At 62.8% G+C, this 13,901-nt stretch carries 12 protein-coding genes; 10 read left to right on the top strand and 2 right to left on the bottom strand.

The genetic code is table 11. The annotated features are described in order from the left end of the window. The first annotated feature begins 98 nt into the window (after positions 1 to 98). From K419_RS0106195 to K419_RS0106150, 10 genes are all read left to right on the top strand, one after another. Positions 99 to 2,153 (top strand): LPS-assembly protein LptD, encoded by a 2,055-nt coding sequence (locus tag K419_RS0106195; RefSeq protein WP_026840820.1) that lies wholly within the window; start codon positions 99 to 101, stop codon positions 2,151 to 2,153. Positions 2,154 to 2,294: 141 nt separating this feature from the next. Next, positions 2,295 to 3,362: a dTDP-glucose 4,6-dehydratase gene (gene rfbB, locus K419_RS0106190; RefSeq protein WP_026840819.1), complete on the top strand. Its 1,068-nt coding sequence runs from the start codon at positions 2,295 to 2,297 to the stop codon at positions 3,360 to 3,362. A gap of 59 nt (positions 3,363 to 3,421) precedes the next feature. Then, entirely contained in the window at positions 3,422 to 4,255 is an 834-nt protein-coding gene (gene rfbD / locus K419_RS0106185; RefSeq protein ID WP_026840818.1) for a dTDP-4-dehydrorhamnose reductase, read from the top strand. A gap of 22 nt (positions 4,256 to 4,277) precedes the next feature. Further along, on the top strand, positions 4,278 to 4,655 hold the full coding sequence (locus tag K419_RS0106180) for a phosphomannose isomerase type II C-terminal cupin domain (RefSeq protein ID WP_026840817.1): 378 nt from the start codon (positions 4,278 to 4,280) through the stop codon (positions 4,653 to 4,655). Then, a complete protein-coding gene (locus tag K419_RS0106175; protein ID WP_026840816.1) occupies positions 4,656 to 5,813 on the top strand; it encodes a Na+/H+ antiporter NhaA in 1,158 nt (385 codons plus the stop codon). It begins immediately after the preceding gene. A 158-nt stretch (positions 5,814 to 5,971) separates the two neighbouring features. Continuing rightward, complete coding sequence (locus K419_RS0106170) at positions 5,972 to 7,045, top strand: mannose-1-phosphate guanylyltransferase (protein WP_026840815.1); 1,074 nt, start codon at positions 5,972 to 5,974, stop codon at positions 7,043 to 7,045. Positions 7,046 to 7,226: 181 nt separating this feature from the next. Further along, positions 7,227 to 8,966 (top strand): aldehyde ferredoxin oxidoreductase family protein, encoded by a 1,740-nt coding sequence (locus tag K419_RS0106165; RefSeq protein ID WP_026840814.1) that lies wholly within the window; start codon positions 7,227 to 7,229, stop codon positions 8,964 to 8,966. A gap of 33 nt (positions 8,967 to 8,999) precedes the next feature. Beyond that, positions 9,000 to 10,166, top strand: coding sequence for a class II aldolase/adducin family protein (locus K419_RS0106160; protein ID WP_026840813.1), 1,167 nt, complete (start codon positions 9,000 to 9,002; stop codon positions 10,164 to 10,166). A 103-nt stretch (positions 10,167 to 10,269) separates the two neighbouring features. Next, positions 10,270 to 11,838, top strand: coding sequence for a murein biosynthesis integral membrane protein MurJ (gene murJ, locus K419_RS0106155; protein ID WP_026840812.1), 1,569 nt, complete (start codon positions 10,270 to 10,272; stop codon positions 11,836 to 11,838). After that, the gene (locus K419_RS0106150) at positions 11,835 to 12,431 is read left to right on the top strand and encodes a methylated-DNA--[protein]-cysteine S-methyltransferase (protein ID WP_026840811.1); all 597 of its coding nucleotides are present in this window, start codon (positions 11,835 to 11,837) and stop codon (positions 12,429 to 12,431) included. The genes murJ and K419_RS0106150 overlap by 4 nt, the downstream gene beginning before the upstream one ends. A gap of 221 nt (positions 12,432 to 12,652) precedes the next feature. Here K419_RS0106150 and mazG read toward each other — a convergent pair whose 3' ends face one another. Next, entirely contained in the window at positions 12,653 to 13,447 is a 795-nt protein-coding gene (gene mazG, locus K419_RS0106145; protein ID WP_026840810.1) for a nucleoside triphosphate pyrophosphohydrolase, read from the bottom strand. 100 nt (positions 13,448 to 13,547) lie between these two features. Beyond that, positions 13,548 to 13,901 carry a c-type cytochrome gene (locus tag K419_RS0106140; RefSeq protein WP_026840809.1) on the bottom strand — a complete coding sequence of 118 codons (354 nt, stop codon included), beginning with the start codon at positions 13,899 to 13,901 and terminating at the stop codon, positions 13,548 to 13,550.

The raw sequence follows: 13,901 nt of genomic DNA, 5'->3' as shown, positions 1-13,901 counted from the left end.
TTGGCAATCCTTGCGTTCCCAAGCCGGACCTTGGGAACGAGATCAGTGAGATTAGCGGAAAGCTCACTGCTAATCGGTCGTCTTATTAATGGAGTGCAATGAAAGCTGCAAGAGCCGCTTGGCTTCTCACATACCTTATGCTGCTGGCGGTACCCGCCCAGGGCGAACTCGCTGTCCCCGTCGACAAAGAGGTCACCCTGAAAGCGAACGACCTCTCGGTGGACGTCCCGACGCAGAGCTACCGTGCCCAGGGCGAGGTCCGTATCACCCAGGACGGCCTTTCCCTTCTGGCCGACAGCGTGGTCTACCGCCGGCTCACCGGCGAGGCCCAGGCGCAGGGCGGCGTTTTCATGGAGCGCAGCGGCGACACCATGAAGGGGGACAGCCTCTCTTTGAACCTGCTGTCTCAAACAGGGGAACTCTTAAACGGAGAGCTTTTCGTCAAGAGGTCGAACTTCCGGTTGCGCGCCGAGCGCCTGGAGAAGACCGGCCCCGACGACTACAAGATGACCAAGGGAACCTTCACCACCTGCGACGGCGACAAGCCCAGCTGGAGGTTCGAGGCCAGGCAGGTGAAGGTGACCCTGGAGGATTTCGCCACGGCTAAGGATGCCGTCTTCTACGCAGGCGACGTCCCCATCTTCTATACCCCTTATCTTATTTTCCCCGCCAACATCGAAAGGCAGTCGGGGCTGCTGCTCCCAAGGCTTGGCTACTCTTCCAAGAAAGGGTTCTACTACGACCAGCCTTACTACTGGGCCATCAATCCCAGCCAGGAGGCGACCTTCACCCTCGACCTGGAAAGCTCCCGGGGAGTCGGGGGGGGGCTGGACTACCGCTACCTGCGTCCGCACGGCAGCTCAGGACGGCTGCAGACCTTCGGCATCTACGACACCCAGAAGTCGGAGTTCCGTGGCGAGGTGGACCAGCAGCACCTGGAACTCCTCACCCCCAGGCTCACCCTTGCCTCCAATATCCATCTCATCACCGATCGCCGCTACTTCCTGGATTACGGCGAGTTCTCAGGCGAGTACAACCGGCAGTACCTGGAGTCGACGGCCTCCTTCGACCAGCGCTGGGAGCGCAGCGGCCTGTTCGGCGAGCTGCGCTACACCGACGACCTGGAGACCCCCAACAACGACGCCACCTTGCAGCGGCTTCCCATTCTCGGTTTCATCGCCGCAGGCGAAAAGGTGGGGCCCACTTTTTTCTCCATGGATAGCCGCTTCACCAGCTTCCAGCGCGAGGCGGGAGCCACCGGTCAGCGCCTGCAACTGCATCCCCGACTCGCCTGGTACGGCAAACCCGCCGGCCTTTTAGACCTTTCCCTTTACGGCGGCTACCAGCAGCGGATGTACAACGCCCAAGGGGAGAGCAGCGAGAGGGGATGGCGGCAACTGGGGCAGGCGGACGCAGGCGGATCTCTCTCTTTGCCGCTGGAGCGTGTGTACGACGGCCGGTTGCGGCATCTGATGATCCCGGCTGTCGAGTACAGCTTCGTACAGCAACGGCGCGACGGCGACCTCCCGTTTTTCGATTACGACGATCGCGTGCTGGGGCAAAATGCCGTCCGCTGGTCGCTCAGCAACGTGGTGACCCGGAAGTTCGCCGAGGCGGACGGAATTCCCGAGTACCGCGACCTCCTCTACCTGAAGCTCTCCCAGGGGTACTGGCTTTCGGGGCAGCGCCGCGACCTCCTCACCCTGGTGGACGAGGGACACCGACTCACGGACCTGATGCTGGAGGGGGTGCTCACCCCGGTACAACGGCTCTCCGTGGCGTTCGATACACGCTACAACACGAGCGACAGCCAGTTTTCCACCGCGAACGTCGGGGTGGAGCTGAAGGGAGAGGGGCGCGACAAGGCGAAGCTCGGGTACCGCCACAGCCGCGGGGAAGTCGACTACGTCGAGGGGGGCTTCACCTTCCCGGTCACCAAGGACATCACCGCCGATCTCTTGGGGCGTTATTCCGCGGATAGCGGGGAGTTGCTGGAATCCCGCTACGCCGTCGAGTACCGGCGCCAGTGCTGGAGCGTTGTCTTCTCCTACTCCGACCGGGTAGGGAGCCGCAACGTCGCCGGCGAGCAGCAGTTCAGCGTCAACTTCACGCTGGCAGGGCTCGGTTCGCTGGGCCCGCTGCGGGCATTTTAGCTTTTCCCCCGATTGGCCCGTGCCGGTTGGGAAATGCTAAGAAGTTGACACGATTGTGTTTTCCGGTGTATCAAGGAAAGCGGTTTGAATAATTGCGGCAGTCAAGGCCGACGCGGCAAACGGTTACGATCTGGAGGCTACATGCAGGACGCATTCACCCCGACCTCGCTTCTGGTGACAGGAGGTGCCGGGTTCATCGGTTCCAATTTCATCAACCACTTCACGGCCGGTAACCCCGGCTGCCGGGTCATCAACCTGGACCTTTTGACCTACGCCGGGAACCTGAAGAACCTGGCTGCGGTGGAGGAAAACCCCGACTACCGCTTCGTGAAAGGGGACATCTGCGACGCCGGCCTCGTGGCCGGACTTCTCGCCGAGGGAGAGGTGGACGCGGTGGTGCATTTCGCCGCCGAATCCCACGTGGACCGTTCCATCACCGGCCCCGACATCTTCGTGAGGACCAACGTCCTCGGGACCCAGACGCTGCTCGAAGCAAGCCGGCTGCACGCGGAGCGCGTTGCCGGTTTCCGGTTCCTGCAGGTCTCTACCGACGAGGTGTACGGCAGCCTCGGCGCCCAAGGGTACTTCACCGAAGAGACGCCGCTGGCGCCCAACTCCCCCTACTCGGCCAGCAAGGCTGGGGCGGATCTTTTGGTGCGCGCCTACTCCGAGACCTTCGGCCTTGCCACCCTGAACACCCGCTGCTCCAACAACTACGGCCCGTACCATTTCCCGGAGAAGCTGATTCCCCTCATGATTCACAACATCCTCAAGAAGAAACCGCTGCCGGTGTACGGAGACGGGCTTAACGTGCGGGACTGGCTGCACGTGAAGGATCACTCCGCCGCCATCGAGCGGGTGCTAAAGCTTGGAAAGCCGGGGGAGATCTTCAACGTCGGCGGCAACAACGAGTGGAAGAACATAGACATCGTGAACCTGGTCTGCGACCTGATGGACGAAAGGCTCGGGCGGCGCCCCGGCGAGAGCAGGGGACTGATCGCCTTCGTCAAGGACCGCAAGGGTCACGACCGCCGCTACGCCATAGACGCCTCCAAGCTGAAGCGGGAGCTTTCCTGGGAACCGAGCTACACCTTCGAGCGCGGCATCGCCGAGACCATCGACTGGTACCTGGCTAACCAGGGGTGGGTCGAGGAAGTCGTTTCCGGCGCCTACCGCGAATACTACGAGAAGCAGTACGGGCAGCACTAAAACCGAAGGGGGACAGGCACCTGGCGGAGCCAGTCCCCTTACAAGGGGCGGGGGAAGCGATGATATTAGTGGTGGGGAGCAAGGGGATGCTGGGGCAGGAACTGATGCAGGTGTTCGGGGACGCCGCCCGCGGGGTGGACATCGACGACATCGATATCACCGACCTCGCTTCGGTGCAGCGGGTCCTTTTGACCCTCAAGCCCCGCATCGTCATCAACGCCGCCGCCTACACCGACGTGGACGGCTGCCAGGCCGAGGTGGAAAAGGCTATGCAGGTCAACGGCGAAGGGGTCGCCTACCTGGCCCTGACCACCAAGGAGATCGGCGCCAAGCTGGTGCAGGTCAGCACCGACTACATCTTCGACGGCAAGAAGGGTGCGCCCTACCTCGAGGACGACCTCGCGTCTCCGCTTTCCATCTACGGCGAGTCGAAGCTCGCCGGCGAGATGAACGCCTGGTTCAACCCCGACCACCTGATCGTCAGGACACAGTGGCTTTACGGCCACGGCGGCAAGAACTTCGTCGAGACGATGCTGAAGCTGGCGGGGGAGAGGAGCGAACTTTCCGTGGTGGACGACCAGATCGGCTCCCCCACCTGGGCCCGCGATCTCGCCCTGGCCATCAAGGCGCTCTTGGACAAGGGGTGCGGGGGCACCTACCATGCCGCGAACGCCGGTTTCGTCTCCTGGAACGGCTTCGCCAAGGAGATATTCCGCCTGGCGGGGCTCGACATCAAGGTCAACCCGATGAGCACGGCGGAACTGAACCGCCCGGCGCCGCGCCCGCTCTACTCGACGCTCGATTGCGGCAAGCTCGCGCAGGATACCGGGTTCGCGCTGCAGCCCTGGCAGCAAGCCCTGGAGCGGTACCTGGAACTGCGGCCGGCACGATAGCAGACACAGCACTGGAGGAAATATGGAGCGCGGAGAGCGTCCCTGGGGAACATACACGGTACTGGACGAAAACAGCAGCTACAAGATCAAGCGCATCGAGGTCCTGCCGGGCCAGCGCCTGTCGCTGCAGAAGCATCACCACAGAAGCGAGCACTGGATCGTCGTTTCCGGCACCGCCAAGGTCACCTGCGGCGACAGCGTCCGAACGGTCAACATCAACGAGTCCACCTTCATCCCCATCGGGGCCAGCCACCGCCTGGAAAACCCGGGGGTGATTCCCCTGATCATCATCGAGGTGCAAAGCGGCGAGTACCTGGGCGAGGACGATATCGTCCGCTTCCAGGACGACTACCAGCGCGTCGAAACCAGCATCGACCCGGACGTGGACCCGGCCCTTTAAATGAGGAAACAACTGAGCCTCCTGCAGGAATTCTCGGTTCCTTTGGTGGCCGGCGTCATCCTTGCCCTCGCCTGGGCCAACTTGGCGCCGGAGCAGTACCACCATCTCCTGCACGAGCCGGTCCTCGCCGGTCTTTCCCTCCATTTCATCACCAACGACCTCTTCATGACCTTCTTCTTCGGCATGGCTGCGGTCGAGATCACCCAGAGCTGCCTCCCCGGCGGGGATCTGCATCCGCTGAAGCGCGCGGTGAACCCGCTCTTGGCAACGGCCGGGGGCGTCCTGGGCCCGGTCGCAGTCTACCTCTTGTTGAACGGCTGGTTCGGCGCTCCCGAGCTTGCCAGGGGGTGGGGCATTCCCACCGCGACCGACATCGCGCTCGCCTGGCTTGCCGCCCGCTTCATCTTCGGCAAGGGGCACCCCGCCATATCCTTCCTGTTGCTTCTGGCCGTCGCCGACGATGCGGTGGGGCTTGCCATCATCGCCGTTTTCTACGGGGACCCGAACACCCCCGCCGCACCGGCCTGGCTCCTCCTCACACTGGCGGGGATGGCCGCCTGCTACTGGCTCCGTTTGCGCCGGGTGACCAGCTACTGGCCCTACCTCGCCGCAGGAGGGGTGCTGAGCTGGTCCGGCCTGTTCCTCGCCCATCTGCACCCGGCCCTGGCGCTGGCCTTCGTCATCCCCTTCCTGCCGCACCCCTCCAGCGAGACGGCGCACCTCTTCGAGCTCGACCCGGCGGACCACACCCCGCTCTCACGTTTCGAGCACGACTGGAAGCTGTTCGTCGACTTGGGGCTATTCGTCTTCGGGCTGGTCAACGCCGGCGTCTCCTTCGGCTCGCTCGGTAGCGCCACCTGGCTCGTCCTCGCGGCGTTGTTAGGCGGCAAGGCTGTGGGGATCGTGTCGTTCGCGCTCGCTGGGCGCGGCATGGGCTTTCCGCTGCCGGTCGGCATGGGGCTGCGCGAACTGGTCACCACCGGCTTCCTGGCAGGGATTGGGTTTACCGTTGCCCTCTTCGTGGCAGGCGAGGCCTTTTCCGATCTCAAGCTGAGCGGCGCCGCCAAGATGGGGGCGATGCTCAGCCTCTTTGCATTTGTGCCGGCTGCGGCGATCGAACGAATCGGCCGCCGGTTTGGCGAGCCCGGCCGACGTTGAGTTGAGCGATTGGCCCCTCCCCCCGGAGGGGGGAGGTTGGGAGGGGGGAAGCCTGGAGAAGCGAAGATGGAACTGCCCCCTCCCTGACCCTCCCCCTCCGGGGGCGGGGACCGGTGCGATTGCTGATCAGGTCAAGTTAAAAGCTACAGGAGGTGAACATGTACATAGTCATTCTGGCCGGCGGTTCCGGCACCAGGTTCTGGCCCCTTTCCCGCAAGAGCACGCCCAAGCAGCTCATGTCCGTCTTCGGCGGCAAGTCGATGCTGCAAAGGACGGTGGAGCGGGTCCTGCCGCTGAAGCCGAAACGGATACTGGTGGTGACCAACGCGCTGCAGGCGGCCGAGACCAGGAGCCAGCTCGCATACATCAAGGAGGTCGCGGTCGACGTGATCGAGGAGCCGGTGGGGCGCAACACCGCCCCCGCCATCGGCCTTGCCGCTTCCATCATCGCCCGCTTCGATCCCGACGGGGTCATGGCTGTCCTTCCTGCCGACCATTACATCCTGGACGAGGCTACCTTCCGCGCCACCCTGGTAGAGGCAAGGGGCGTTGCCCAGGCGGGGAGCCTGGTGACGCTCGGGATCGCGCCGACCAGGCCCGAGACCGGTTACGGCTACATAGAGGCGGCCGCCGCAGGGGGGAGCGGTGCGGTAGACGTGCAGCGCTTTGTGGAGAAGCCGAACCTGGAGCGGGCCCTGGAGTTTCTCGCCACCGGCCGTTTCTATTGGAACTCCGGGATGTTCGTCTGGGGGGCCTGCACCATCCTGGACCGGATTGCGATCCACATGCCGGAACTCTCGAATGCCTTGGCCAAACTCAGCTTCGACTCGGACGTATGGGAGCTCGCCGACCTGAAGCCGCAGATAGCCGAGATCTACGGCTCAATCAAGGGGGAGTCCATCGACTTCGGCGTGATGGAAAAGGCCGAAAGCGTGCAGGTGATACCGGCGTCCTTCGGCTGGAGCGACGTGGGGTCCTGGAGCGCGCTTCCGGAGGTGATGGAGGCAGGCGAGGACGGGCATGTCGTGATCGCCGCCGAAGGGTCCGTCTCCGTCGGCTCCAATGAGTGTCTTGCCTACGGCAACGGCAAAATGGTAGCCTTGGTGGGCGTAAAGGACCTGATCGTCGTGGACACGCCTGACGCGCTTCTGGTCTGCGCCAAGTCCGCGGCCCAGGACGTGAAGAAGGTGGTAGAGGAGCTGGAGCGCAGGGGCAAGACGGAACTGCTTTAACCCTAGGAACACCGTTCAACGTTCAAGGTTCGACATTTTCTTCCCTGCGGGCAGAGCCGTTGCTACGGTCACCGTGCTCCGGAAGGTCTCAAGCTGTACGTGCCGCCACATGGCGCTTGGCCCCGGTATGGGGACGCATCGAACATTGAACGTTGAACGCTGAACGGACTTTGAGGTTTTTATGTACGGCTGGACCGGAAAATTACTGCACGTCGATTTAACCAGCGGCACCTGCGAGCGCAGGGAAATCCCGACCGAGATCCTGCACGCCTACCTGGGCGGGCGCGGGCTCGGGGTCCGGCTGATGCGGGACTACTTCCGCCTCGACCCCTTCGACCCCCAGATGCCGCTCATCTTCGCGGTCGGCCCGCTCTGCGGCACCAACTCGCCCACCGCTGCCCGGCTTGCCTGCGTCTCCCGCTCGCCGCTCACCGGCACCATCTACGACTGCTCAGCCGGCGGGCGCTTTGCCTGGCGTCTGAAGGGGGCGGGGCTGGATGTCGTCTTCGTCACCGGCAAGAGCGCAACCCCGGTCGTCCTCGCCATCGACGGCGACCGCGCCGAGATCCTGGCCGCGGGTGAGCACTGGGGCAAGGGTGTGAAGGAAACGGTAGCGGCGCTTAAAGGGCGCGGCAGCGTGACCGCCATCGGCCCTGCCGGGGAAAACGGCGTCCTCTTCGCCAACATCATGATGGGGGAGGGGAACTCCATCGGCCGGGGTGGGCTCGGCGCCGTCATGGGGGGGAAACTTCTCAAGGCCGTCACGGTGCAAGGGGAGGGTGTGACCGGGGTAGCCAACCGGGAGCGCTTCGACGCCGCCCGCGCCGACGTCATGCGCCTGTTCCGCGCTTCGCCCGTCATCTTCGGAGAGCTGGGGATCGCCGAGTACGGCACCCCGGCACTGGTGGACCTGATGGCCCAGCGGCGCATGGCGCCGACGGAAAACTTCAAATCGACTTTCTTTGCCCTGTCGGCGAACTACTCCGGCCCCGCCATCCGCAAGGAGTGCGGCGCCAAAAAGGAAGGGTGCTACGGTTGCCCGATCCAGTGCAAGAAGGCGAGCGCCAAGGGGGAACCGCTCCCAGAGTACGAGACGGTGAACCACTTCGGCGCGCTGAACGGCATCTCGGACCTCCACGCCATCGTAAGAGCGAACACTCTTTGCAACGAGCTGGGGCTCGATACCATCTCGGCAGCCGCGACCCTCTCTGCTTTCGGAGAGGCGAGGGGGCGCTTCCCCGACCCGGCCGAGGTGGACCGGCTCCTCTCGGACATGGCCTTCAGGCGCGGCGACGGTGAACTCCTCTGCCAGGGGTCCCGCAGGGTGGCCGAGGCCTTGGGCAAGCCCGGGCTTTCCATGAGCGTCAAGTCGCTGGAGCTTCCCGCCTACGACCCGCGCGGCGCCTACGGCATGGCGCTCGCCTACGTCACCTCCAACCGGGGGGGGTGCCACCTGCGCGCTTACCCGATCTCGCACGAGATCCTGCGAAAGCCGGTCCCGACCGACCGCTTCTCCTTCTCCGGGAAGGCTCGCATCATCAAGATCGCCGAGGACGTGAACGCCGCGGTCGACTCGCTGGTTGCCTGCAAATTCGCCTTCTTCGGGGCGACGCTTGAGGAGTACGGCGAACTCCTCTCCGCGGTGACCGGGGTCGAGTACTGCCCGGAGTCGCTCAAGGCCATAGGCGAGCGGATCTACCTCACCGAGCGCTTCTACAACTGCGCCAACGGCTTCCGCATGAAGGACGATCTCTTGCCGGAGCGGTTTTACCGCGAGCCCGGTTCGGCAGGGGAGGGGATCGAGATTCCGCCCCTTGACCGCGCGCGTTTCCAGGAAGAGCTGCAGAAGTATTACCGTATCCGCGGGCTCTCCCCTGACGGCACCTTTGCCGATGCTTCGTTCCTCGAAAAGCTCCCCTGAACAGCTGGAAACCAAGAGACCTAAGGCCCAACCATGAGAGACCAGATCGATAAATACATAGGGAAGCTTTTGGCGGACCGCTCCGCTATTCCCGGCGCCATCGCCATTGCGGCGCAGGACGACGTGCTGATCGCGCAGGGGAGCCCGGAGCTTGCCAAGCTTGCCGGCGGCACGCTGTCGCGGCTCAACTCCCTCGCGCTCGTGGCCGCGCGCCCCTCGCTTCCCTTTGCGGAGTTCCTGATAGCGCGGGCGGGGAAAGGGGAAACCTTCATCCTGCCGCAGGACACCGAGACCCGGACCTTCCTGCACGACATCCCGTTTCTGCGCCGCGAGGATCTAGCCGGCGACCCGGCGCCTGAGCTTGCGCGGCTTCTGGGTAGCCGCAAGGGTGTCATCGTCGAGGGGGTGGGCATCATAGCTGTCGGCGCCATCACCGTGGAGCAGGCCTTCATCAACTACTCCTCGGTGTTCCATTCCACCTTCGTCAAATACCTGCAGGACCTTCTTACTGACGGCTTCAAGCTCCCCGGCGAGCGCGAGGCGTTCGAGAGCTTCAGCAAACAGTGGCTGAAGCCGCTTTCGGCCGAGGGGCTGGAGTTCGTCGATGCCATCTCTCTGGATAAGGAAGAGATCCTCCATGAGATCGAGCGGGTGGGGCGTTACACGGTCGAGCGGGGGCTGGTCGATTCCTTCTTCGGCAACATCTCGGCGGCAGCGGGGGATCTCATCTACATCTCCCAGACCGCCGCGAGCCTGGACGAGCTGAAGGGGTGCATCGACCCGGTGCCGACCGACAACTCCTCCACGACCGGGATCACCGCCTCCAGCGAACTCCTGGCCCACAGAAAGATCTTCGAAGAGACCGGGGCGCGGGTCATCCTGCACGGGCACCCGAAATTCGCCGTCATCATGAGCATGCTCTGCGACAAGAAGAAGGAGTGCGCCATCAAGGACTGCTGGAAGGAATGCCCCCACGTGCGGGACTTGGGCGGCACGCCGGTGGTGGCGGGCGAGATCGGGGCGGGAGGGCTCGCCAAGCGCGTTCCCCCCGTTATCGGCGCCAGCGGTTCCGCCATAGTCTACGGCCACGGCGTCTTCACGCTCGGGCGCGACGGGTTCGGGGAAGCCTTCAGGACCATGGTCGAGGTGGAGAACTTCTGCCGCGAAGAGTATTTCAGGCAGTTGGAAACAAAGGCATAAAGCAGGTCACGCAAAGCCGCAAAGACGCAAAGAAAGGCTTTAAGTCTCTCTTGTTTTTCTCCGCGTCTTTGCGGCTTGGCGTGAGTGATTTTTGGAGGTTTTTTTGTCGGAAAAGAAGAACATAGCCCGCGCCGCCGGCGTCCTGGGCGCCGCAACCATGCTTTCCCGCATCATGGGGATGGTCCGCGACATGGTGGTATCCCGCCTCTTCGGCGCGGGGATGTACACGGACGCCTTTGTCGCCGCGTTCCAGATCCCCAACATGCTGCGCCGCTTCTTCGCGGAGGGGGCGCTCACCTCGGCGTTCGTGCCTACCTTCTCCGAGTGGCACGCGACCAAAGGGGAGGAAGAGACGCGCGCCCTGGCCAACGTCTGCTTCACCGCGCTCACCATGGTGATGGCCGCCATAACCGTCGCGGGAATCATCTTCTCCCCGCAGCTCGTTAAGCTGATGTTCCCGGGCTTCGCCTCCAACCCCGAAAAGCTGTCGATGACCATCCTGCTGAACCGGCTCATGTTCCCCTACATCTTCTTCGTGAGCATAGTCGCCCTCTGCATGGGGATACTGAACACGCTGCGCCACTTCTTCACCCCGGCCATATCGACCGTGTTCCTGAACATCGCCATGATCCTGTCGGCGGTATTGCTGCATAACCGGTTCCAGGTCCCCATCGTGGCGCTCGCCGTAGGCGTTCTGATCGGCGGCGTGCTGCAACTGGTGCTGCAACTTCCGGTGCTCTACCGAATGGGTTTCCCCATCCGCCCCAATTTCAACCTGTCCCACCCGGCTCTGAAGAGGATCACGCTCCTCATGGGCCCCTCCGTCTTCGGCGTCGGGGTCTATTACCTCAACTTGGCGGTCGGCTCCATACTGGCGTCGCTCCTTCCCGAGGGGAGCGTTTCTTATCTCTACTTCGCGCAGCGTCTCTTCGAGTTCCCCCAGGGGATCTTCACCGTCTCCGTGGCGCAGGCCGTGCTCCCGTCCATGAGCAGGCAGGCCGCGGCGGGGGATCTGGACGCGCTCAAGGAGTCGCTCTCCTACGGGGTCCGGCTCACCCTCTTCATCACCGTTCCTGCCATGGTCGGGCTGATGATCTGCGCGACCCCCATATTCTCGCTGCTCTTCATGGGGGGGGCCTTCGACTACGCCAAGGCGGTGAACTGCGGCGTCGCGCTCTTGTACTACTCCTTGGGCCTTACCTTCGTGGCGCTGGTGCGGGTGCTGGTTCCCGCCTTCTATGCCTTGAAGGACACGAAGACGCCGGTTATGACCGCCTTCTGCGCCTTCCTGCTCAACCTTCTCTTCAGCTTGGCGCTCATGGGGCCGCTGAAGCACGGGGGGCTTGCGCTCGCCTCCTCCCTTTCCGCGCTGGGGAACATGCTTCTATTGCTCTGGTTCTTGAGGAAGAAGATAGGTCCCTTCGGTGGGCGGGCGATTTTCGCCGCGGGGGTGAAGGGGGTGATCGCCTCCATCCCGATGGGTGTGGTCGCCTACTGGATAATCCACCTGATAGACTGGTCGCCGATGGGAGGGCGGCTTTTGAAAGGAGGGGTGCTCGGGGCCGCAGTCGCGGCCGGGATGGCTGTCTTCCTCGTGACCGCGCACCTTTTGCGTTGCGAGGAGGCGACCGATATCGTGGGACTGTTCAGAAAAAAGGTACTTAGAAAATGAAAAAGAACCATGTAACGGCAATCGCCCGCTCCATCTACCAGGCCCCCTGCGGCTTCGGGGTGCTGGCGGCGAACGAAAACGGGCTCGTGGCCCATCATCTCCCCTTCGGTTCCGCCTGCGCCGGCGACGCCCTTGAGCTTGCCGACGCACTGCATCCCGAGGCGACTAAAGAGAGCGCCCTGACCCGCGACGCAGCGGCGCTAATGGCACGTTATTTCGCTGGGGAAAAAGTCTCTTTCGACTTCCCCCTGGAACTCGAGGGGTTCACCCCGTTCCAGGAGGCGGTGTACCGGTTCGTCGCGAAGATCCCCTACGGCAAGGTCTTGAGCTATCTGGAAGTTGCGGCCGCCTGCGGTTCGCCTAAGGGGGCGCGGGCCGTCGGAGGCGCCATGGCGAGGAACGCGCTCCCGATCCTGATACCCTGCCATCGGGTGGTGGGAGCATCCGGTGTGATGACCGGATTTACCGCTCCGGGGGGCGTCGCATCCAAGCGCGAACTCCTTGCGATGGAAGGTGCGGTTTTGAGCGACAAAGGGGTGTTGCAGGGGCGTTGCAGCGGGGGTTTTGCACAGGATTTCCACGGGGGCGCTTGACTAATTAGGTTCGGCTCATCTAGTTAGAGCGTAAACGCGTGGTATTTAATGTGAGCGTCTAAGTTATTGATTTTACAATGTATATGGCCATGGCCAATATTTATGCAGAACGCGGAAAGTGCTTAAAACGCGTGGGTTTATTTATTTGTCAACATCGTTTTCCACAGCTTATCCACAAAAAATGTGGATAAGCATGTGGTATCGAAAAAATATCAATTAGATTAACGTTTTTCCAGTTTCTTCGCTTCTTCCCAGAGCTGGTCCATCTCTTCGAGAGTCGAATTCGGCAGTGTCTTGCCCCGGGCATGCAGCGTCTCCTCGACGTGGCTGAAGCGCTTGGTGAAGCGCTGGATCGTCTTTCTGAGTGCGTCCTCCGGATCGATGGAGAGAAAGCGCCCCAGGTTGACGATGGCGAAGAGCAGGTCGCCCAGTTCCGCCTCCATCTCCTTCTGGTCGCCGGCTACCATCGCCTCCTCGAATTCGTGCAACTCCTCCATCACCTTGGCGAAAACCTGGTCCGTGTGCTCCCAGTCGAAGCCGACCCGTGCCGCCTTCTCGGTGATCTTGTGCGCCTGCATCAGGGCGGGCAGGTGGGGGGGGATGCCGGAGAGCGCCGATTTTCTCTCCACGCCCTTTTCCTGGCTCTTGATCTTCTCCCAGTTCTCTACCTGGGCCTCGCTGCTCTCGATCACCTGGTCCCCGAACACGTGCGGGTGGCGGCGCACCAGCTTCTCGTTGATGGCGTCCAGTACCTCGTCCATGGTGAAGTCGCCGTTTTCCTCGGCAATGGCGGCATGGAAGACCGGCTGCAAAAGGAGGTCGCCCAACTCCTCCTTGAGCAGGGCGCTGTTCTTGGCATCGATGGCCTCGATGACCTCGTACGCCTCTTCGAGAAGGTAGCGCTTGAGGGACTCGTGGCTTTGTTCCGCGTCCCAGGGGCAGCCCCCGGGGGCGCGCAGCTTGCGCATGATCTCCATGAGGCGTTCGAAGCGGTTTTGCTGGTTGGCTTTTTCCATGTATCGAGTCTCCAATGCAGTTAAGGGGACAGGCTACTTTTTGCTTTCAAAAAGTGCATGTCCCCCTTTTTTCAGACGTAGCCCGCTTGTGTCGGGGCTGTTATTTTAGCGTACTCAGGTAGTCGGCCAGCGAATCGACCTGCTTTTCCGAGAAGCTGTCGAACGCGGGCATGACGGTGCCGGGAAAAACCTTCGACGGCTCCCGTATCACCTGCTTAAGGAAACGGGCGTCGCGCTTGGCGCCCACAAGGGAGAGGTCCGGCCCCACAGTTCCCCCCTTTTCGCCGACCTTGTGGCAGGTCAGGCAGCGCTCGTTGAAAAGCGGCTCCCCGGTCAACTCCTCAGGAAAAGGGATGCTCTTTCTCCCCTCAGGGGGTTGTTGTTCCCCCTTGGAGCAGGAGGAGGCAAGAAGGGCCAGAAGCAGGAACTGTATCAGGTGCAGGTTTCGGTTCAT

The sequence above is a fragment of the Citrifermentans bremense R1 genome, from assembly GCF_000426865.1.
Lineage (GTDB): Bacteria > Desulfobacterota > Desulfuromonadia > Geobacterales > Geobacteraceae > Geomonas > Geomonas bremensis.
This window is presented reverse-complemented; position numbering and strand designations above follow the sequence as displayed.

Bases quoted from the DNA above. Each gene is read 5' to 3' on its own strand.
- rfbD (WP_026840818.1), top strand. From the start codon at position 3,422: ATGATATTAGTGGTGGGGAGCAAGGGGATGCTGGGGCAGGAACTGATG.
- K419_RS0106175 (WP_026840816.1), top strand. From the start codon at position 4,656: ATGAGGAAACAACTGAGCCTCCTGCAGGAATTCTCGGTTCCTTTGGTG.
- mazG (WP_026840810.1), bottom strand. From the start codon at position 13,447: ATGGAAAAAGCCAACCAGCAAAACCGCTTCGAACGCCTCATGGAGATC.
- K419_RS0106140 (WP_026840809.1), bottom strand. From the start codon at position 13,901: ATGAACCGAAACCTGCACCTGATACAGTTCCTGCTTCTGGCCCTTCTT.
- K419_RS0106170 (WP_026840815.1), top strand. From the start codon at position 5,972: ATGTACATAGTCATTCTGGCCGGCGGTTCCGGCACCAGGTTCTGGCCC.
- K419_RS0106150 (WP_026840811.1), top strand. From the start codon at position 11,835: ATGAAAAAGAACCATGTAACGGCAATCGCCCGCTCCATCTACCAGGCC.
- K419_RS0106160 (WP_026840813.1), top strand. From the start codon at position 9,000: ATGAGAGACCAGATCGATAAATACATAGGGAAGCTTTTGGCGGACCGC.
- K419_RS0106195 (WP_026840820.1), top strand. From the start codon at position 99: ATGAAAGCTGCAAGAGCCGCTTGGCTTCTCACATACCTTATGCTGCTG.
- rfbB (WP_026840819.1), top strand. From the start codon at position 2,295: ATGCAGGACGCATTCACCCCGACCTCGCTTCTGGTGACAGGAGGTGCC.
- K419_RS0106165 (WP_026840814.1), top strand. From the start codon at position 7,227: ATGTACGGCTGGACCGGAAAATTACTGCACGTCGATTTAACCAGCGGC.
- K419_RS0106180 (WP_026840817.1), top strand. From the start codon at position 4,278: ATGGAGCGCGGAGAGCGTCCCTGGGGAACATACACGGTACTGGACGAA.